Consider the following 20,625-nt stretch of genomic DNA (forward strand, 5'->3'; position numbering starts at 1 on the left):
TGTATTCTCAACCGGTATAATCAGCCGCACATCGAAAGCCAATATTTCCTGCAGAGCTGTCTGGTGTATTTTTGCTCCTGGCCGCCACCCGATAACGGTTACAATAAGATTTATGGCACAAATACGATCCTCCGCGCATCGACCTTGCTACACCACTTACCGGGCCTCTAGGATTCACGGATTCGGAAGTTAAATGATAGGCCTTAGTAAACCAATCCTCGCACCATTCCCACACGTTTCCTGACATATTATAAAGACCATATCCGTTAGGTAGATAGGATTTTACAGGTGCCGTACCTGCATAACCGTCGCTGGCATGATTTTTATAAGGAAACTTTCCTTGCCAAATATTGCAGCGATGCTCACCACCCGGTTTTAATTCGTCCCCCCAAGGATATCGTTTCTGAACTAGACCCCCTCGTGCGGCATACTCCCACTCCGCTTCCGTAGGCAGACGTTTGCCGGCCCAGCTGCAATATGCATCAGCATCATGCCCAGATATGTGGATCACCGGATGATCAAGGCGTTCGTCTATTTGAGAATCCTGACCTTCCGGATGACACCAATTCGCTCCCTCTACCACCCACCACCAGGGAGTTTGAGTAGCTACTTGGATCACCTTTTTCCCTGTCTCCATGGAAACAAAAGAATGAAACACATAAGACCAACCGAAACGCTCCGCATCTGTAACGTAGTTTGTTTCCTTGATAAAAGCAGCAAACTGCTTATTCGTAACTGCGGTTGCATCAATCAAAAAGGGAGATAAGGTAACATTCCTAGCAGGCCCTTCTCCGTCTGCGGGGAACCCTTCTTTGTCATCCGTCCCCATAAGAAAAGTGCCTCCAGGAATAAGGATCATGTCCGAGAAATCTTTATCCCCTTCTGGTCTTTGGATAGTTGTGTTCTCCTTACAAACATCGATGGAACCTTGTTTCTTGACTTGATTTCGACTAGCTGAACAGCAAGCCCGTATATTCTCTGACATGTACTTACCTCCAATCTGGGATCGTCCCGGCTCTGTCTAAAAAAAGGCTACACCAAGAATACCAGAGGCAACGATAATGGTGAGCGGATGCAGCTTATATTTCATTAAACCATAAAGTGCAGCGAATACAATGATCAACGTGCCAATGGTTTGCCAAGTAACGAAGGCGTGTTCCACGCTATTTAAACCAAACCGAATCGCAGCATAGGCAATCAAACCTGTAATCACTGGTCGCAACCCATAAAATAACGTTTTAATCCATTGACTGTCCCTCACCCGATAAAAAAAGATGGAAATAACAATGATGATGATTAATGAAGGCAGAACCATGCCTAATGTGGACACAATCGCTCCTTCTATTCCGGCTACACGATATCCAATCAAGGTTGCACTGTTCGTTGCAACAGGGCCCGGTGACATCCCAGCGATGGAAACTACCTCTTGAAATTCCCTTTCAGATAACCAACCACCAGCCATAGCTTCATGCTGAATCATCGGAATGATGGCGTACCCTCCTCCAAAGGAGAGCAGTCCAATTTTTATAAAGATAAAAAATAAATTCCAAATCACATCGCTTCCCCCTAGATGTAATACTCCGGATAATTCGATTCTTCATCAGAAGCTTTCAAGGAATCCTTCTCTGTCCGAACTTGGAGCCCTAAGAGCTGTTTGATTGGCATATATACAAAACCGATAATCAATCCAACTGCGATCACGTAAATGGGATTGATTCCGGAAACTAATAAAACAATCGGTATAAGCAACGCCGTAACAGCCGTAGTCTTGTCAAATATAGCGTTCTTGGCTATTCGATATGCTGCTACTAGGATCAAGGCAATAACAGCACCATGAATCCCCTTCATGGCGGCAATAACTTTTGGTTGGTCGGCCAGTTGTGAGTAAACGGCGCTAAGCAAACAAACAATGATAAAGGTTGGAATCGTAATCCCAGCGATTGCAGCAATCGCACCCTTCACTCCAGCAAGACGATAACCAATGAATGCCGCCGCATTTACACCTACCCCACCTGGTGCTGCGCCAGCTAAAGATAGAATTTCATCCATCTCCTCTTCAGCCAGCCATTTCCGTTTAGTGGAAATTTCCCGTTCGATCATAGGGATCATCGCATAACCTCCCCCGAAAGTTACGGGACCGATTCGAACAAATACCCAAAACAACTGGAACAATAGACTTATCCTTAGGTCTGTATTCGTCGTCGCATTTGTTTTCATAGTTGTTCTCATGGATTCCACCCTTATATTTTCTGTCGTAATTTCATTATATCACTTTTTCCCAAAATGGAATTAAGTTTTTTGAACGGTAAAATACAATCTATGGTTTATGCGTTATACTATATTAATGTTAATAAATACAAACTTTATAAAAAACGATCTTACTAGTTCATCCTATATATAGCTTGGAGGTATATCGTGGAAAAGCGCTCGACACACATTCCATCCCCAAAGAAACTCCTATACGACCGAATCGCCGAACAAGGCACAGTTTCCAAGTTAGATCTTCTACAAACATTTTCACTTACCAAAAGCACAATGACCCGAATATTAGATGAAATGACGGAAGAAGGCTTGCTGATAGAATGCGGATTCGGGGAATCTAGCGGAGGCAGAAGACCTATTTTATACCAGATCAATCCTTCCTACGGCTACATCATCGGTTTAGAGATTTCCAGGTTGTATTCTTCCCTTGGTTTATTTGATATGCAAATGAACCCAAAATCAATTGTTCACTGGCGAATGGATCAGGCATTCACACCTGAAAGATTTATGGATCACATAAGTAATCAAATACGCGCCTTCCTTAGAGACCATCAGCTGAAGGACAGTCAAATTATTGGGATAGGAATAGGAGCCGTGGGACCGCTTGACCGGGAAAATGGTTTAATCTTAAAACCGCTACACTTCCCTTCTTCTGGATGGAACAATCTCCCTATTTGCAAACTGGTGCAGGAACGAACGGGCTTCAAAGCTTTACTCGACAACGGTGCCAATTCCGCACTCCTTGGAGAACGATGGTCCATCCGTCACGCTAACATTCAACATATGCTCTATGTTCATGCTGGAGCAGGACTCCGCTATGCGATGATGTCGCATGGAAGTATTGTTCATGGCACGATGGATATGGAAGATGCCATTGGTCAAATGATCATCCAGACAGATGGACCCCGATTAAATAATGAAGGGAACTACGGAGCTCTGGAAGCATTCGTATCTGTGCAGGCGCTAGAACAAAGTGCGCGCTCAGAGGCGAAAATAGACAACGATCTGATCTTCCAAAGATATAAAGTGGCGCCTGAGAAACTAACTTATGATGTATTGGTACAAGCCTTTAGAGACGGTAATCCACATGCGCGTGAATTATTTACTCAAGCCGCCATTCACTTCGGTATTGGCCTCGCCAACGTTATCAACCTGTTTCATCCTGGGACCATCATTCTAGGTGGTGCGCTCATCCACTCTCACGAGTTGTTTTTCCAAACGGCGGTTGAAGTGGCACAGCGAAACACTTACCGTTATCCTGAATACCAACCTCACTTCTCCCTAGGTACATTAAAAGAAGAAGCTGTGGTGACTGGTGCGGCTATTATGGTGAGAAATCAAATGGTTTTTTAACATAATAAAAAGGTTGTCCCACAGCCATTTGCATGATTGTTGGGACAGCCTTTTTTTAATTTGAGCTATAGTGGTTGACAGCAACTCTTAAATTTTTTCCCGCTTCCGCAGAGACATGGATCATTTCTACCTGGAAGTGGTTTGGCACTTTTCCTGAACTCCAGCATCTGCTCCGATTTAAGTCGGTTTGCTAGCAGTATCATCCGTTCATAGGCATATGAGTAGAACATTTTATAACTACGGCAGAAATAATCAACCTCAGTACGATCATGAACATCAAGCCAATTCCGGTTGCGCGGGCACCCCCCATTGCAAAAGCTAAGATACTCACACTTATAGCATGATTCATTCATATTGGGTTTCATTAACAAAAAGTCATCATATATGGGGCTGGTAAGCAATGCTTCAAGGTCGGTATGGCCGATATTTCCTAACTTGTGCTCTTCATCTATAAAGAAATCGCAAGGATAGGCATCCCCGTTCGTTTCAAGCACCATCATCTTCGGGCAGCATGAGTTGTGGACGCATAACTCCGCCTCATGATGCATGAATACTAGAAGCATATTCTCAAAAATACGAATGGGAAGCTCCGGATACCCATCGTTGTACCACAGATCAAATGTACGGCATAGAAACGCTCCGTATTGTTCAGGTGTAATTCGAAAGCGGCCAGGCATATCACTCTTCTGTGAAACAAAATCCATGCAAGGGATAAACTGAATATAAGGAAATTGTTGTTTCTGGTAGAATGCCATCAATTCGTCTGGTTTCATCACATTATCTTCATGAATCACCGTCAGAATACTATAGTCCACACCTTCATTCTGTAGATGGCGAATCCCACGCATAACTAGATCATAACTACCTTTCCCCGAACCCGTTATACGATGTGCATCATGAATAGGCTCAGGACCGTCCACACTAATCCCAACCAAATAGTTGTACCGTTTAAAAAATTTCGCCCATTTCTCATGAATTAGCGTTCCGTTGGTCTGCAGCGCATTACTGATCATCGTATGAGGTGGAGCGTACTTAGCTTGGAGTGAAATCACGCGTTCAAAATATGGAAGTCCGGCTAATAGCGGCTCCCCTCCTTGCCAAGAGAAAGTCGCTATACCAGATGATCTTTTCATGTACTGAGCGATAAACCGCTCCAGAAGATCCGTATCCATCACTCGGATCGGATGATGAGGATGTCCCCCTGCTGTGCTGTAATAGCAATAATCACAGGCTAGATTACAATCCTCTGAGACGGTTTTCCACATGACATGAAGAGTCGCAGGCCTCGAGGTCTGTATGCAAGTTGTCATACGATTCTGCCCCTCCTATGTAAATACAATCTTTGCTTTGTGAAACCTATTTCCTATTTCTTCAATTAAATCATAGGTATGTGCATCAACGATGAGTAAAACATCATAGTTTGTCGAATATCTAGAGATAAAAAAATACACTCCCCATTGTCTGTTAAAACAATGCGGAGTGTATTTTCTTTGAAGATAAATAGAGCATTACCAGACACTGTTTCTTTAATTACGGACGTATTCCTTATTCGCTGTTTCCAACATTGATTTCCAATCCGCAAATTTAGTTTCTCTAACTACATGACGATCAAAAAGTTCATCAGGTATGTCAGCAACATCTTCTTCTGTCTTTACTTGAAAGTTTCCTTTGGTTACAAACTCATCGAAACTTTTGTAATTGGAATACTTACTCATAAACGCTTCATTAAACAATTTCTCGAAAGAGATGTGATTGGGATCTTCTTGATACGTTTTCTGTCCTTGTAACTCATTCATCAATTCTTCCATGGTCATTGGTTTTTGTCTTCTCAAATTACCACTCCTAATTTTCTGTTATAGTTGTAGAATATCATGTTAATCCATAAATCACACGAATCCTAAGCTTACCATAATTTTCGCTATTTCACCTTTCAAATTTCACTTAATATGCAAATGATCCGCCTCTATACTTAAAATACAACAAAAAACCTCCCTTATTCATAAGGAAGGCTCTTATTTTTAGGACAATTTCACCAAGCTGTAGTTTTTCTTACCCTTACGGATAATGATAAACCGGCCGCCGATAGCTTCGCTAGCTGTAACTTCCAGTGCTACGTCGCTAACTTTCTCACCATTCATGGAGATTGCTCCTTTGGTGATATCCTCACGTGCTTGACGCTTAGACGGCTCGATACCGAGATCAACCAACCACTCTACGATATTTTTAGATTCCAGTGTAGTTTCGTAGGTCGGCATTTCCTTGAAGCCTTGCTCGATCTCATCAGCAGTTAGGGATTTGATATCTCCACTGAACAGAGCAGCAGTAATACGTTTAGCCTGCTCCAGCAATTCTTCACCATGCACGAATCTGGTCATTTCTTCAGCAAGTGTTTTTTGTGCTTCGCGTTTATGCGGTTCAGTCTGTACTTTTTCCGCAAGTGCATCAATTTGCTCTTTAGATAGGAATGTAAAGTACTTCAAGTATTTCACAACATCACGGTCATCAGTGTTCGCCCAGAACTGGTAGAACTCAAACGCAGTCGTTTTGTTTGGATCGAGCCAGATTGCCCCTCCAGCTGATTTACCGAATTTTGTTCCATCAGCTTTCAACATAAGCGGGATCGTTAGACCGAATGCTTTTGCTTCAGGTCCTTCTTTTCTACGGATCAGATCCAGACCGCTTGTAATGTTGCCCCATTGATCGGAGCCACCAATTTGGAGCTGCACATCTTCATGCTGGTACAGATGCAGGTAATCTAGGGATTGCAGGATTTGGTAGGAGAATTCAGTAAAGGAAATTCCGCTGTCCAATCTGCTCGCTACAACATCTTTGGCAAGCATCGAATTGATGCTGAAGTTCTTACCATAGTCACGCAAAAATTCGATCACATTGATTTTATGCGTCCAATCGTAGTTATTCACCATACGAATTTGATTGTCGCCATCAGTAACGAACAGTTTTTTCATTTGTGCGGTAAGCGCATCTACGTTAGCTTGGATTTGCTCCAGCGTCTGCAATGAACGCTCGGATTGTCGTCCACTCGGATCACCTATCGTACCTGTAGCACCACCAATTAGCATAACCGGACGATGTCCTGCAAGCTGGAATCTTTTGAGTACCATGAACGGAATCAAGTGACCAATATGCATACTGTCACCCGTCGGGTCTACACCGCAGTACACCGAAACGGATTTCTGGTTGGTCAATTCTCTAAGCCCTTCGGCATCGGTTTGTTGATTGATGGCATCGCGCCATTCTAGTTCATCGATAATATTCATTGCCTAACACCCCTTAAATTAGTAGATATCCTATAACGAATCATCAGTCCGCCAAGCGAATATAAGGATAGTTGATGAAGAGAAACTTATAAATCCTTATATTTAAAAACAAAAAAATCGTCCCCTTGTCTATTGTAGACATAGGGACGATTGAATAACCGTGTTACCACCCAGATTGCACCAATGAAACGCTAATGCTAAAACACAGCATTGATGCCACTCGTGACGAGATATCGTTCGCCATTCCGCTCGGTGTTAGCCGAGATACTCCAAAGTGTAATTCGTACTCTTAGTGTGTACCGGGTTTCATCAACCCCCGGCTTTCTGAAACAGGGACTAAGCTACTACTGGGCTTCTTCAACGTATATCGTATATAAGATTACAGCCAGTATAGTGAAATAATTCTTCAATGTCAACATCTTAAGCTGAGAATGCTGAGACACACTCCTGCTGTGACGCACTACTAGTCATTGCCTGTTTTTTTCTGTTACAATTACGAAAAAGAGGTGAACGACTCCGTATGCTTGATCCAATCGATAATCATATATTAGAACGCCTAACTCAAAACAGCAGAATTTCCTACACCGATCTAGCTAAAGAAGTTAATTTATCAAGTGTCGCGGTTAAGGATCGTATTGATCGGCTCGTCAATCAAGGAATTATTGAGCAATTCTCAATCGTCATCAACGCAGAAAAATTAGGAAAGAAAATTTCGGCGTATCTAGAGCTTGAAGTGGAGCCTGCCCATTTAAATCATATTGTCAGAGTCCTAAAAGAAAATGAACGCGTAGCCGTACTTTATGAAATGACAGGGCCATGCATTCTTCACATTCATATTCTAGTTGAGAACCTTGAAGAGATGGAGCGGTTTATGCATGAATCCATCTACTGTCTGGATGGTCTAGTCCGTGTAGAAAACCAAATCTTATTAAAACGCCACAAAAATCAGGATGGTCTAAATATATAAAAAAAGAACCGACTTTAAGACGGTTCTTCTCTGGTTTGGATCTTATTATGTTTATGAAATGATTGCTAATTCGACCTACTCTGTTTTAGATAACTTAGCTTTATAAAATTTTGCGAAATATTCGCTGACCTGAACCTTCTCTTTTACAACTTCTATTGGAGCAACGAGCTTAACGATCTCTCCATTGTACATTCCTGTCGTCGCCCCGACTTTCATCTCTAGAACATTATTATTGTAGCTTATAGTTACTGTCTGAGTAGTCGGCTTCCAGCTCACCTTCGCACCAAAGCTTTCAAAGCTGTTACGTAATCCCACTGCCTTGCGCTCCGAATCACCGAATTGGCCTTTATCGATTAAAGCATGCACACCCCAGTTTCCATCCACCACCTGTGTAATTCCAAAATCCGCGGACACAGACATCAGTGAGTACGCTTCATCCTCGCTCAATTCCATTCCAGCCATTAAAAAATCTTTTGTTTTATGAGCGGCATCCTTCATTGCTTTGTCGATGGACGAGTTTTTAAAAATATCCGTCTGAGAACTAGCCCCCAGCTCCTCCAAATAATTAGCGTAGCTGAAGCCATGCACAACCCATTCGTATTCATTTTCAAGTAATGGGAAACTTAACCCACTCAGTTTTTGGTTAAGCGTTGCTTTTTTATGAAGAATGACTTGTATATCACCAGTAACTGATGTCTCGATCGCAGTTCCGTTAATCTCGGAATCCCCTTGGCCGGCATGCGGGTCACCAATCGACAGTAACGCACCCGGTACGGATACAGGAAAATACATCGTTGCACCTTCAGTAATCCGCCAATCATCAACGTTGCCACCATTGTATGAAGGAGATACTGAATCTACAATATCCGCTTCTTTAGGCGCCACACCCATCGTGCCGAAGTGGAGACGTACTGGAATCTTTATACCTTTCAATACATCAAAGTTCTTATCAATCGTATTATGGTCTACAATTACACCTGGGTAGTCGATTGTCGGGTGCACTTGACCATCCGGATCGGTTTGCACTGTCCATTTGTAGTTATAAACAGCTGTTGCATAATCCGTCCCACCTTCAGTATCCATCTCATAGATGGTGACCACTTCACGTTTTTTCGGCTCCTCAACCATATCTCCATATAGATAACCCCAGTTCGCCGCGGCATTCACGCCATAGGTTTTGCCTGCATATTTGTCATTTCCATTAGGTCTCAGCTTCATGTCCAGAATCTTCACTTCCAGAACATCCCCTGGCTCAGCGCCTTCTACTGCGATAGGTCCCGTCAAAATATGTACGCCTGGTCCACGAAGCGCTTCGTTCTTCTCCCCTTCTATCCAGTGAAAAATATCTTCAACACCCGCATCCCCTTTAATCATCCGATCGTAATCATCTCCGGAATGATGCGTAATGGCCTCGACCGTCACAATATCTCCCGATTGTACTGTTAAAGCTGGATCACCTTTACCAATATTCCCCCAGCGAACAGTCTCCGAATTCGCCTTTAGAACATGCGTTTTCGGTTTATACGCACTTTCCATCGTGTCAGAAAAAATAACATTAGATGACGATCCTGCTAGCAAAACCGCTGATAAAATGACACCAACCTTCAGAAACGTTCGTCTTTTCATAGTCAAATCCTCCTCAACTCAATTCAATGTTAGATTTTATAACATTTTGTGTTTTTGAGTATAACAGATGGATTCCAGATTAACAATATAAATATTTATACGCTTCTAGGTTTAAATAATAAATCAGAACTATTAGATATCTTTAATTATCCAAGCCTCCTTCTTCGGTACAATAAAAAAACGCCAACACTTATTAGCTAATTAGCCATAGTGTTTGACGTTTATCATCCATTCTAAAGCGACAATTCATTTTCAACGTAGATCAGTAATACTCCTAGTTGCCCGTGTTACAATCCGTTTCGTTTCCTTGGAATCCGAAGAAATTAACCACTTCTCACTAAGCTGTTGCACCCAGTCTGGATTGCTTTTACTCGCATCGTTCAACCAATTACTTACAGAATCCTGAACGTATTTTGCCGGATCTGACTTAAGTGGTTCTAATAATGGAAGTGCTATTGCTGGGTTTTCTTTTAGCGCAGTAATATGCTTCGCCCATACCCCATGTGGCCGCGTCAATTCGATTGCATATCTCCTTATGTTCGTATCTTGATCATGAACCCAGCTCTCTAAGAACTTAATGGATTCATCCAATTCTGCAATGACCGATTCCCTTAAAGCCATCCATGAAATCTCACGTACACCAAAATGATCATCCGCTGCAAAGAGACGGATATCCATTAGCTTTTGCGATAGACTTAAAGATTGATTTAGACCGATCATATAGGCAGCCCAACAGCGGACACTATCGGAACGATGCTGTGCTAATGCTGAGAATACTCGGACTTGTTCCACCTCTGATTTGCACTCCAATACCTGTTGCCACTCCCGCGCGATAGCCGGTATGAGCTTCATGATTTTCTTTTCCGATGAATCGCGAAGCCTTTGTAAAATTGGTTCGGATTCCTGTCTAAAACCTAGCTCGTCCAGTACATTTTCTATCAAGACCATATGGTCCACAGCAAGCCATTCCGTTAGATTTACAGTCTGTAATTGTCCTTTATGCAATAGTCCAACAACATCAGCAGGAATATCGCTAACTTTTCGAGCTCCCTTCCTATGCTCCATATAAATCTTCCCTTCACCTATGATTTTAAAGGCTTGGATAACCTTCTTCTTATATCTAGGATACGGGTATTTCTAACCATAAAGATGTAATCTCATTTACAACTCATAATCTTTATAAATTTCTTTCCAAAATCTTATCATGATGGATACGTATAGTTTTGAACCCAGTCTGAAGCACCTCAGCTTTTACCAATTCTTGCAATGCCACAGTAACCGCTTCTCTGCTCGCACCAATCAAATTGGCGATTTCTTGATGTGACAGTGGAACATTGATTTTATAATAATTATCCTCACTTTTAACGCCTAGTTGATCCGATAGCTTTAAAAGAACGCACAATATTTTATCATGCAGATTTCCGATGGCTAGGTTTTGAGTTAACTGACTCATACTTTTTATACGATCACTCAATACTTGCATTAATGACATCAAAAATCTAGGTCGAGTAGCTACGAATTCCTCAAATCTTACAGGATCAATTGTACAGATATGACACTCTTCCATGGCTTCAATGTAATGATCTTTGGTTCCAAACGAAATCACGTTCATTTCACCAAAAACATTACCCTCACTCAGAATATCCGAAGTAAACTGCTTCCCATCCGCATTCAATCGGTATAAACGCACCTTTCCTTTTTTCACAAAAAATAATCCTTCAGAGAAGGTTGTCGGTGTCTGGATATATGTATTTTTCGGAACTACTGTTATTCGAGTTAACTCTTCCATTTCCATTAGATCTTCCAGCGCTAACGATTGAAGCAAATTGAATTGAGATAAATAATGAATAGTCTCCATTGCCCCTCCCTTATATAACGTTATTCGTTATTTTAGTATACCGCACAAAAAAAGCCACGTCCTAAGGACGCAGCTTATTCGTTAACGATTACTTGCTTCCCAGCGCGCTACTTCTTCACGAACACGAGGAGCTACTTCCGTTCCCAGCAGTCTAATCGCCTGCATAACATCCTCATGAGGCATTGTACCGTGAGGCATATGTAAAAAGAATCGCGTAATTCCCACATGTTTGCGAAGATGAATGATTTTGTTCGCAACGGTTTCTGGATCACCTACGTACAAAGCGCCATCAAAGCTGCATGCTGAATCATAATCGGAACGATGGTATGGTGGTGTCCCCTTTTCCTTCGCCCGCACATTGGTCCGAGCATGCGTTGAAGGGAAAAATTTCTCCAGTGCTGACTCATTAGTCTCAGCAATAAACCCGTGTGAGTGTGAGGCAATAGGCAGGCTTGAAAGATCATATCCGGCTTCAGCCGCTGCTTTTTTGTAAAGCTGCACATGCTTCGCATAATCAAGCGGCTGAACATTTCCAATAATAGCTAATACAAAAGGTAAACCTAATGCTCCAGTGCGGATCGCAGACTCTGGACTACCTGCACTCCCAATCCAAATCGGTAACGGATCTTGAACCGGACGCGGGTAAATCCCCAAATTGTTTATGGCCGCTCGATGTTTACCACTCCAGGTTACTTTTTCTGACTTTTGGATGGCTAATAACAATTCCAGCTTCTCATTAAAGAGTTCTTCATAATCTTTCAGATCATAGCCGAATAATGGAAAAGACTCTGTAAACGAGCCGCGGCCGATCATAATTTCTGCACGTCCATTCGAAATGCCATCTAGCGTTGCAAAATCTTGAAATACACGTACGGGATCTGCTGAAGACAGGATCATTACGGCACTGGTCAAACGAATTTTCGAAGTCAACGATGCAGCTGCAGCTAACACAACCGCAGGTGATGAAGCCGCATAATCATTACGATGATGCTCGCCCACTCCGTATACATCTAGTCCCACCTCTTCGGCAAGTACAATTTCCTCCACTACTTCACGTAGTCGTTCTGCATGACTTATTGTCTCACCCGTTTGGACATCGGGCGTTGTCTCGACAAAGGTACTTATTCCAAGTTCCACTTTCGTTTCCTCCTAAAGTTCTGCACGATGCATTATTCTCTGGATGTAATTGTTTGAATATTCATAATTACATTTAATCAAGAAACCCATTATAATAGGATTCACCGATAATTCCAACTATTTCAGATCCCCTCGATTATTGATCGGTCTGAGGTGCCCTTATTTTAATGGTTTTGTCCATTTTGCGAGATTATTGGACTCAGATGCTGCTTTTTGCTCAAAACCAATACCAAAATGTGTGTTTTTATAGAAATAACAACTATACGGTCCGAAACTAGTGCGATGTAAGAGCCAAGACAATATTAAAAGACCACTAATCACCTGAAAAACGGAAGTTTAGTGGTCTATTTTTAGCTAGTTCATGTTCCCTATACTCGAGCTTATGGGCTTATCCAGCGGTTTCGGGGGTTTTCTCTGATTGATTCCAATCCCGACTCGACCGAACACAAAGGCTCCGCCTGGAATACGATTCGCTATGTTCATGATGATCGCCGATCCTACCACACATCCAACAAATTGGAGAAGCACACTGAATAGTCCAAGGTTTTGCAACCCGAACGAAGAAGGAAGTTTGACGAATAAAGCCAACAACAACGGGTGGAGCAAATATATGCCGAAGGAGTATCTACTGCTCCACTCCAGCACACGCGGCACTTTTTTCAATGAAGAAGCCACTGTGAATAGTAGTAGAATCATGCTCATGGCGAAAAGTAACATATCAATTCTCTTGGAACTATGTGCCGTAATCCAGCCTTGCCCATTCACGAATAGCACAAACGCGCCTGTTACAACTGGAAGCACGTAGACAGCTAAACGGAACTGTTTTAATTTTTCCCGGAACCAAGCCTCATTTCGCCCCAAGTAATAAGCCACAGTAAAGTAGAAAATCCACCCCGGAGAGAAAACCCAATACAATTTATCCCAAATATATTGAGCAGCTACCGTATCTACGGGTTTGGTGAAATTGAAAAAACCTAAGTAAGCCACATTAATAACGAATGACGCAATCAGTATAGAGCGTGGAGTGAATTTTTTGGCATGCTTTTGAAATAAGAGGAACAAGGCATAAAACTGAAAGATAATTAGGATAAAGTAGCCATGAAAATCGCCAAGTAACCAATGACGCCAGAGAAAGTACCAAAAAGCTTGAAGAAGCGGAATCCCCTCACTGCCCGCCATATCCAATCCTTTTAACCCTGCGTACAAAGCTCCGAAAAAAAAGTAAGGAAGCAAAATATACTTGATCCGTTTCTCCCAAAATTTCGCGGGAATTCCGCCCGGGTATGCAAAAGACAATACGAATTGCGAGATAAATACGAATACCGGTGTGCCAAATGTAAGCAGTAGACCCACTGACTCTACCCAAGGCGTGTTCCCATCGTCATAGACTCGATATAAAGCATGTAACAGCGCTATACTTAAGCAGGCTATACTACGTAGAACAAACATTTCCGAATTTAATTTTCGTTCCATGGGGATGACCCCTTTCGATATTTGCGATTAATGGTCCACAGCACTGCCTACAGTCAATCGGGCTGCAATCGTCTTCTTGAGTCCCTGGTGAAGATCATGGTGAGGTGACCAGGACATCAACTCGTTTGCTTTACTATTGTTTAAATAGCTGTGAAGAATATCTCCCGGTCGAGCCTGTTCATAGGTTGTCTGGGATTCCCGACCTGTAATACCGCCTATCATCTCTACAATCGTATTAATGGAGGTCGCCACCCCGCAGCTAATATTTATGATCTGATTATCCGCATTCTCATCTGTACAAGCCGCATTTACAAACGCCTGTGCAACATCCTCAACATAGACAAAATCCCTGGTCTGTTCTCCATCCCCATAAATCACAAGCTCCTTGCCTTGCTTTATGCGATCCAGAAAAATCGAAACGACACCAGCTTCACCATGCGAGCTTTGTCGAGGTCCATATACATTCGCAAGACGAAGAATGGTGTACTTCAGCCCATGCATGCTGGCAAACATCCGAATATAAGACTCAGGAACACTTTTTGATACCCCATAACAAGATTCAGGATTTAAGGGATGTTTCTCGTCAATGCTCAAATATTCAGGATTACCGTATACAGCGGCCGACGAGGCGTACACGATCTTTTCAACCTGATGGGCCTCACACATCCGCAGGACGTTAAGTGTGCCAACAATATTCACATTCGCATCAAACAATGGATTGCGCTGAGATTCTCCTACGTCAATCTGTGCAGCCAGATGAATGACCGCATCCGGTTTCTCACGGATAAAGACTTCACCCAGAGTCTCGTCCCGAATGTCGTACGGATATAAAACAGCGGAAGGATTTCTATAGAATGAGCCGGAAGCACCCGATAAATTATCTACAATTACAGTTTCGATCCCCTCTCTTATAAGCCGGTCAACAACATGTGACCCAATAAAACCAAGCCCCCCAGTTACTAATACCTTCAAATAAAAAACTCCTTTCGCCCTGTAAAGTGCTCTTTGTACCATGCATCTGTAGAAAAGTTCACATAAAATACTTAAGAAGAAACGATGTTGTCATCCTTTATGGACGACAACCGTTACTCGTAGAAATATAAGGATGATTTATAACGTGAAACTTAGCCTTATATTTCAAATCAAAAAATAAAGGAGTGAAGTATATGGCAACTGCACCTATTCCAGATAATTCTGTAACAACGTCCGTTATTGCGGACGGAGCAGTCACTTCTATTAAATTAGATCCTGAAACTAACGGTTACGTGAATGTTCGATCCTATGGAGCTACAGGGAATGGTACCAAAGATGACACCGTCGCGATTCAAAATGCAATTAATGCTGGAAATGCCAAACGCAAGGTTGTTATTTTTCCGCCTGGTGTATATAAAGTCTCTTCCGGCCACATGCGTAACCCTTCAGTCCTAGAATGGTGGTGTCTTCGTATTCCAACCGGAACTAACCTAAGCTTTGAAGCCGGCTCAAAATTGGTGCTTGCCCCTAACCCACCATCGGATACTCGAGTTCTCGTTATGTTAAATGCCGCAAACATCACGATATCCGGCAGCCTCGAAATAGACGGAAGTGCTTCGACTGTTAAAACAGCCGTCAACGATCAACTTCATGGCTTGTTCATTTCTTCTTCGCAAAATATAACGATTGAATCGGTGTACTCTCATGATTGCTATGGTGATAATATTTTCATTGGAGGGACAGAAGATATCCCATCCGTTAATGTGCATATCGGATATGCGTACTGTGAAACGGCTGGTCGAAAGAACTTTGTAGTCCATTTTGTAGACCAGCTTCATGTCAACAGAGCGGTATTAAATAACAGTCGAGGTGGTGCACCTGGGTTTAATGGCGCCAATTCACTCGATGTAGAACCCGACATCTTCAAGGGAACGCGTAGCTTTTATCAGCGATTCGACTCTTTGACAACAACTGGTTTCGGCAATGATATGACAACTGGACTTTCAGATGAGATAACGAGACTCTGGACTCTCGACATCGGTTCACTAGATATGCGTGTAAGTGGATCAGTAAGTCCAGCATTGCTGTCCTATGGATTGACGCTAAAAATCAGCCATTTGTCTATTCGCTCGACGGATCATAAAGCTAATTACGGTCTACAAACGATCTATTCACAATTTATTGATATCGGAAGCGCAAGGTTCGATGGAATCGGCGGCCCTGCGATCTACGCTGCGTTTAATGCTGCTGGAGGAAAACCAAGATTGCATATCGGCTCGTTAGGGATGTACGGCTCGGGTTCCACCTTAGCAAGCGGAGTCCGAATCGACGGAGGAGATCTTTATGTGGGGACGATAGATGCACAGGACTTAACGGGCAGTACCTTACAATTATTCACAACAGAGTCTGACGCGATGGTTACTGTCGACAATATGATTGTCCGTAACAGCGGGACCAATCAAGTCGTGCTAGCGTCTTCTTATGGTGCAGCTAAGCCCTTCCTGCACCTGAACAATGTAGCAGTGTTCGATACCCGTTCTGTAAAGGTAAAACGCATTCTAGAATTCGAAACATTGGTTGCCATGCAGGGTACTTCTCTTGGTACCTTGTATAATCCGTATGCTTTAACTGAATGGTTCTCTACCTATGGTAACTTCAAACGGGCAGTCCGACTCGTTGGTGGAACATTACTTCCTGCAGTATTTATCGTGGAAGGAACGCCTGAGGGAACCATTACCGCTCCGATTGGAAGTCTGGCTATGCGAACAGATGGTGTAGCGAAAGCCACTTTTTATGTGAAGGAAAGCGGAACCGGTGCTAACGGATGGATTGCTAAGTAATTTTTCAGCGGTTCTGAATACAAGACTCTATCGCATCCATTACGCGTACCAGATCATCATCCGATAAAGAGCTACCGGAAGGTAGACATACACCTTTTGTGAACAATTGATCAGATACACTATGTCCCTCCATGTATGGATAATAGAAGGCGTTCTCGAACAGTGGTTGCAAATGTAGTGGTTTCCATACAGGTCTAGCTTCTATATTGTTGAATTCCAGGCACTTTAAGAGTTGATTAGCGGAGAAGCCTGCGATTTCTTCATCAATCGTTAGCGCACTTAACCAGCGTGTACTGCGACAATTTGGCGCTTCCGGCATGAAATGAAGACCCGGAATGGATCCCAATCGATCTGAGTACACTTGAGAAATATATCTACGACGTTCGACCCTTTCCTCAAGTAGCTCCAGTTGCCCTCGTCCTATAGCTGCCAACAGGTTACTTAGCCGGTAGTTATAACCCATTTCGGAATGCTGATAGTGTGGAGCAGTGTCACGTGCTTGGGTAGACCAGAAACGGGCTTGATCTAATGCATCGGTATCATCCGATACAAGCATACCTCCACCTGAGGTTGTAATAATTTTATTCCCGTTGAAAGAATAGATTCCGAAGCGGCCCCAAGTACCACTGGCCTTTCCGTGATAAAAGGCACCGAGGGATTCCGCAGCATCTTCTATTAAAACAATACCGTAACGATTCGCGATTTCTACAATTGGTTCCATGTCTGCGCTCTGCCCGTACAAATTGACAACAACAGCTGCTTTAGGCAGTATCCCTCTATCATTCAAATCCAGGCAGGCCCGCTGAAAGGCTAGTGGACACATATTCCATGTCTCTGGTTCTGAGTCTACGAATACAGGTGTAGCCCCCAAATATAAAATAGGATTGGCACTAGCTACGAACGTGAGCGTCGAACAAATCACGCAATCTCCTTGAGAAACGCCAGCTAGACGTAGTGCGAGATGAATTGCCGCTGTTCCAGAGCTTAATGCAAGTGCACCCTTTGAACCTGTATAGTCGGCCATCTCCCGCTCGAAAGCATCGACTTGTGGTCCGATGGGAGCGATCCAGCCAGAGTGAATTGCATCCTCCAAATAAGCCTGTTCACGTCCACTTACATGCGGTGGGGATAACAAGATTCGTGGTAGAATGCGTGGTTGACGAATACTCATGCCTTGCTCCTTTCTCCATTTGGATGCTTTAATCCAAATGGAATACATATCTTATTGTCTTACTTCAGAGCGTGGTCCATGATATTTTGATTCAACAGAGATGGATGCCGGTAGAGCGGAAAATAATTTCCCGCAACCCCAGTGTCACAGAGTGCAATCATTCGTTCATACACCTCGGGGAAAAATATTCGCTTACCTAAGTAATAATCTAGTGGTTCTAGTTGAGTAGCGAATCTTAGCTTGAACTGAAACAACTCGTCATTCCCCTTATATCCCCCACCGAGATGGAATTTGTCGTATCCATTCTCCATCCCCCACACGGCTGCTGCGTGGATGAGAAATTTGGTGGGTGACCACTGCAGATAAGCTCGATCCCAACCGCATAAGTGATAATGCATCCATGGTCGATCAAGGAGTACAATACTTGCCCCTACACTCCTCTCCCCATCCATCGCCTCAAACAGCGCTACCCGTCCTTCTGGCATAAGGCTTGTATCTTCTATAAATTTTCGAGGGAAATAATAAAAGGGATCTGCTTGTAAATCATTTAACGTCCCGTAATATAACTCGATGAAAGGCTCGATCCGATCCTTAAGATCCGACTTTCGAATGGTGAATGGAGCTGACTTTAATTTACGGATATTTCTTTTATGATTGCTGCCATAGTTCTGGATTAGCACTGACTCTGAGCCAACTGTCAAATCCATGTATACTGTATTCCGATTGAGCTCCGTAGTAAGCCCTTTTTGGTATTCAGCGGCATTGCCTATGAAAGGATGGAATCTTACAAACTCGGTCATGATCTTTTTCTCTCTGCAGTAATCTGTAAACGTATCACTGAATTGTCGGTACAACTCTGTTCGTTCCGCTCCTATAGGCACATTAGATATTGGCCCCCCGTATCCATAAGGTGTGCTGATGTCATACCATTCTCCTTCAAGTCCCAGCTGGATGACTGCGGGAAGATGGCTAATGGAGCGAAGTAAGTAAGGATAAATGATGAGCTTCTCACCCTGCTTAAAAACAAACAGCTCTGCCTGTTGGTGATCATCATCCTCAAACAGCCGAAAAAAATCTGCAGAAAAATAGATATCCTTACTATCCATCTGATTCAAATAAGCATCCCATTCTTCAGAATGCGAGCTATTAAGCACAATGAAATCACTCATACGTCACCTCCTAAAAGTTATGTTAGCGTACGCTTCCTTGAGGTACTTCGACAAAACTTACTTTGGAAGCATTCGCTGCTAATCCAATATCTTGATCATACGTATACTTTCAGTGCTTAAGCTTAGCGCTGGATCTCTCTCACGTAAGAATGCATCGGATGAGAGCAATAACAGCTTTCTCTCCCGGTCAAGGTCGAGTAACACATCGGTTAGTGGATATCCGCCGTCCCACTCCCCACTTTGCAGTTGGATGCGAAAATACTGCTCGCCGAGCCGGCCCACAACTGAAGTCTTCTGCTTCGTTCTAATCCTAAATGAAGAAAATCCGTATTTTAGATGATGAGCCTCTGCCATTGGGTAATCATCAATAATGTAAGTCACTTCTTCATCATCTATATCCACTCCAGAAGCAATAACATCTGCGCTAGCCGTTAATGAACGATCCAGATCCCTCACATACCAATAAGTACGTCCTTCTTCTACAAAGCCAAGGCGAAGGTACCAAGCATGCGCCTGTTCATTCCACGAGAACACATCCAGTACCAACTTCTTAATATCGTCCTTCTTGGCTAATTTCTCTCCGTACGCCATGAGCATTCCGCCAATACCGTCCTTGCGAAACGCCGCATCCACGTTTAAATTATTCAGAACCAATATTTGTTCCATTCTTCGCCATTCCGCGAATCCAATGAGCACTTCTCCAATATAGGCTCCAATCAACAATGTGGCCGAATGACCTCCACACTTACAAGCCGCTTGTAGATATGCTGGATAACCCGTACAAGCAAATATCGTTTGATTGTACACATGCTCCGGTAAGTTGCTCTTCAAGAGCCGGCATGCATGATGTATATCGTCTTCATGCAGCGGTCTAAACTGCACACTCATGCCTGGCCCTCCTTTTTATTCAGCCTATACTCATCCAGAGGCAGGCTATGCCGACCTGGATTGGCTACAACATCATCCTGGCGAATCACCTTCAAAACGGTCTTACATAATATCAGCGCATCAAGTCTGAAACTTAAATTCTCGACATAGGTGACATCATACGAAAGCCGGTCTTTCCACGACGAAGTATTACGTCCTGACACCTGTGCTAATCCCGTAATTCCTGGTCTTACTGAGAAACGCAACCTCTCCTGTTCGGAATAGTATGGGCTATAACGCATGAGTAAGGGTCTTGGACCAATCAGACTCATTTCTCCCTTCACAACATTCACCAATTGTGGTAGTTCATCCAGACTTAGCTTCCGGATGATTCCGCCAAATTTGATATATCGTCGCTCATCTGGTAACGGCTGACCCTGCGTGTCATACAGTTCAGCCATGGTCCGAAATTTGTAGATAAAGAAGGGTTTCTCTCCCCGCCCTGGTCGTTGCTGCTTGAACAAGATTGGGCTTCCAAGCTTCATTCGAATCAACAACGCCACCACAGCCATGACTGGACTAAATATACATAACATAACGATCGCTCCCACAAGATCGAAGCCTCGTTTCATATGGCGATACATGTTAGTA

General features: G+C 43.2%; 19 protein-coding genes and 1 other annotated feature. Of the genes, 3 read left to right on the forward strand and 16 right to left on the reverse strand.

The window, feature by feature from the left end:
• Positions 1 to 7: 7 nt before the first annotated feature.
• The 3 genes from NST34_RS18645 to NST34_RS18655 are packed head-to-tail and all read right to left on the reverse strand — an operon-like array spanning position 8 to position 2,229.
• The gene (locus tag NST34_RS18645; RefSeq protein WP_341128522.1) at positions 8 to 985 is read right to left on the reverse strand and encodes a formylglycine-generating enzyme family protein; all 978 of its coding nucleotides are present in this window, start codon (positions 983 to 985) and stop codon (positions 8 to 10) included.
• Between the two features lie 36 nt (positions 986 to 1,021).
• A complete protein-coding gene (locus NST34_RS18650; RefSeq protein ID WP_076298782.1) occupies positions 1,022 to 1,555 on the reverse strand; it encodes a chromate transporter in 534 nt (177 codons plus the stop codon).
• An 11-nt stretch (positions 1,556 to 1,566) separates the two neighbouring features.
• Positions 1,567 to 2,229 carry a chromate transporter gene (locus NST34_RS18655; RefSeq protein ID WP_341128523.1) on the reverse strand — a complete coding sequence of 221 codons (663 nt, stop codon included), beginning with the start codon at positions 2,227 to 2,229 and terminating at the stop codon, positions 1,567 to 1,569.
• 186 nt (positions 2,230 to 2,415) lie between these two features.
• Here NST34_RS18655 and NST34_RS18660 point away from each other — a divergent pair, with 186 nt between their 5' ends.
• Positions 2,416 to 3,615 (forward strand): ROK family protein, encoded by a 1,200-nt coding sequence (locus NST34_RS18660; protein WP_341128524.1) that lies wholly within the window; start codon positions 2,416 to 2,418, stop codon positions 3,613 to 3,615.
• A gap of 65 nt (positions 3,616 to 3,680) precedes the next feature.
• Here NST34_RS18660 and NST34_RS18665 read toward each other — a convergent pair whose 3' ends face one another.
• The 3 genes from NST34_RS18665 to tyrS all read right to left on the reverse strand — a co-directional run bounded on the left by NST34_RS18665 (position 3,681) and on the right by tyrS (position 6,893).
• A complete protein-coding gene (locus NST34_RS18665; protein ID WP_341128525.1) occupies positions 3,681 to 4,925 on the reverse strand; it encodes an anaerobic sulfatase maturase in 1,245 nt (414 codons plus the stop codon).
• 216 nt (positions 4,926 to 5,141) lie between these two features.
• On the reverse strand, positions 5,142 to 5,429 hold the full coding sequence (locus tag NST34_RS18670; protein WP_042189061.1) for a hypothetical protein: 288 nt from the start codon (positions 5,427 to 5,429) through the stop codon (positions 5,142 to 5,144).
• A gap of 204 nt (positions 5,430 to 5,633) precedes the next feature.
• Positions 5,634 to 6,893, reverse strand: coding sequence for a tyrosine--tRNA ligase (tyrS, locus tag NST34_RS18675; RefSeq protein ID WP_060624193.1), 1,260 nt, complete (start codon positions 6,891 to 6,893; stop codon positions 5,634 to 5,636).
• 139 nt (positions 6,894 to 7,032) lie between these two features.
• Positions 7,033 to 7,263: a binding site (T-box leader), on the reverse strand.
• Positions 7,264 to 7,413: 150 nt separating this feature from the next.
• Here tyrS and NST34_RS18680 point away from each other — a divergent pair.
• Positions 7,414 to 7,860: an Lrp/AsnC family transcriptional regulator gene (locus NST34_RS18680; RefSeq protein ID WP_076286742.1), complete on the forward strand. Its 447-nt coding sequence runs from the start codon at positions 7,414 to 7,416 to the stop codon at positions 7,858 to 7,860.
• A 75-nt stretch (positions 7,861 to 7,935) separates the two neighbouring features.
• On the opposite strand, the gene NST34_RS18685 is transcribed toward NST34_RS18680, so the two are convergent.
• From NST34_RS18685 to NST34_RS18710, 6 genes are all read right to left on the reverse strand, one after another.
• The gene (locus NST34_RS18685; RefSeq protein WP_341128526.1) at positions 7,936 to 9,486 is read right to left on the reverse strand and encodes an acetamidase/formamidase family protein; all 1,551 of its coding nucleotides are present in this window, start codon (positions 9,484 to 9,486) and stop codon (positions 7,936 to 7,938) included.
• A gap of 252 nt (positions 9,487 to 9,738) precedes the next feature.
• Positions 9,739 to 10,551, reverse strand: coding sequence for a DNA alkylation repair protein (locus NST34_RS18690; RefSeq protein ID WP_341128527.1), 813 nt, complete (start codon positions 10,549 to 10,551; stop codon positions 9,739 to 9,741).
• Positions 10,552 to 10,663: 112 nt separating this feature from the next.
• A complete protein-coding gene (locus NST34_RS18695; RefSeq protein WP_076286739.1) occupies positions 10,664 to 11,344 on the reverse strand; it encodes a Crp/Fnr family transcriptional regulator in 681 nt (226 codons plus the stop codon).
• A gap of 81 nt (positions 11,345 to 11,425) precedes the next feature.
• Complete coding sequence (locus NST34_RS18700; protein WP_341128528.1) at positions 11,426 to 12,481, reverse strand: LLM class flavin-dependent oxidoreductase; 1,056 nt, start codon at positions 12,479 to 12,481, stop codon at positions 11,426 to 11,428.
• 354 nt (positions 12,482 to 12,835) lie between these two features.
• Positions 12,836 to 13,954, reverse strand: a complete 1,119-nt coding sequence (locus NST34_RS18705; RefSeq protein WP_341128529.1) for an acyltransferase family protein — start codon at positions 13,952 to 13,954, stop codon at positions 12,836 to 12,838.
• A gap of 27 nt (positions 13,955 to 13,981) precedes the next feature.
• A complete protein-coding gene (locus tag NST34_RS18710; protein ID WP_341128530.1) occupies positions 13,982 to 14,926 on the reverse strand; it encodes an NAD-dependent epimerase/dehydratase family protein in 945 nt (314 codons plus the stop codon).
• A 194-nt stretch (positions 14,927 to 15,120) separates the two neighbouring features.
• Between NST34_RS18710 and NST34_RS18715 the strand changes: the two genes are divergently transcribed.
• On the forward strand, positions 15,121 to 16,767 hold the full coding sequence (locus NST34_RS18715) for a glycosyl hydrolase family 28-related protein (protein ID WP_341128531.1): 1,647 nt from the start codon (positions 15,121 to 15,123) through the stop codon (positions 16,765 to 16,767).
• A gap of 4 nt (positions 16,768 to 16,771) precedes the next feature.
• On the opposite strand, the gene NST34_RS18720 is transcribed toward NST34_RS18715, so the two are convergent.
• From NST34_RS18720 to NST34_RS18735, 4 genes are all read right to left on the reverse strand, one after another.
• Positions 16,772 to 17,938 (reverse strand): DegT/DnrJ/EryC1/StrS family aminotransferase, encoded by a 1,167-nt coding sequence (locus tag NST34_RS18720; protein WP_341128532.1) that lies wholly within the window; start codon positions 17,936 to 17,938, stop codon positions 16,772 to 16,774.
• A gap of 59 nt (positions 17,939 to 17,997) precedes the next feature.
• A complete protein-coding gene (locus NST34_RS18725; protein ID WP_076286733.1) occupies positions 17,998 to 19,107 on the reverse strand; it encodes a GNAT family N-acetyltransferase in 1,110 nt (369 codons plus the stop codon).
• A gap of 78 nt (positions 19,108 to 19,185) precedes the next feature.
• Complete coding sequence (locus tag NST34_RS18730) at positions 19,186 to 19,995, reverse strand: GNAT family N-acetyltransferase (protein WP_340970572.1); 810 nt, start codon at positions 19,993 to 19,995, stop codon at positions 19,186 to 19,188.
• Positions 19,992 to 20,618 carry a sugar transferase gene (locus tag NST34_RS18735; RefSeq protein ID WP_143759584.1) on the reverse strand — a complete coding sequence of 209 codons (627 nt, stop codon included), beginning with the start codon at positions 20,616 to 20,618 and terminating at the stop codon, positions 19,992 to 19,994. Before NST34_RS18735 ends, NST34_RS18730 begins: the two co-directional genes overlap by 4 nt.
• Between the last annotated feature and the right edge of the window lie 7 nt (positions 20,619 to 20,625).

The organism is Paenibacillus sp. FSL H7-0714, from assembly GCF_038003765.1.
Classification (GTDB): Bacteria; Bacillota; Bacilli; order Paenibacillales; family Paenibacillaceae; genus Paenibacillus_AQ.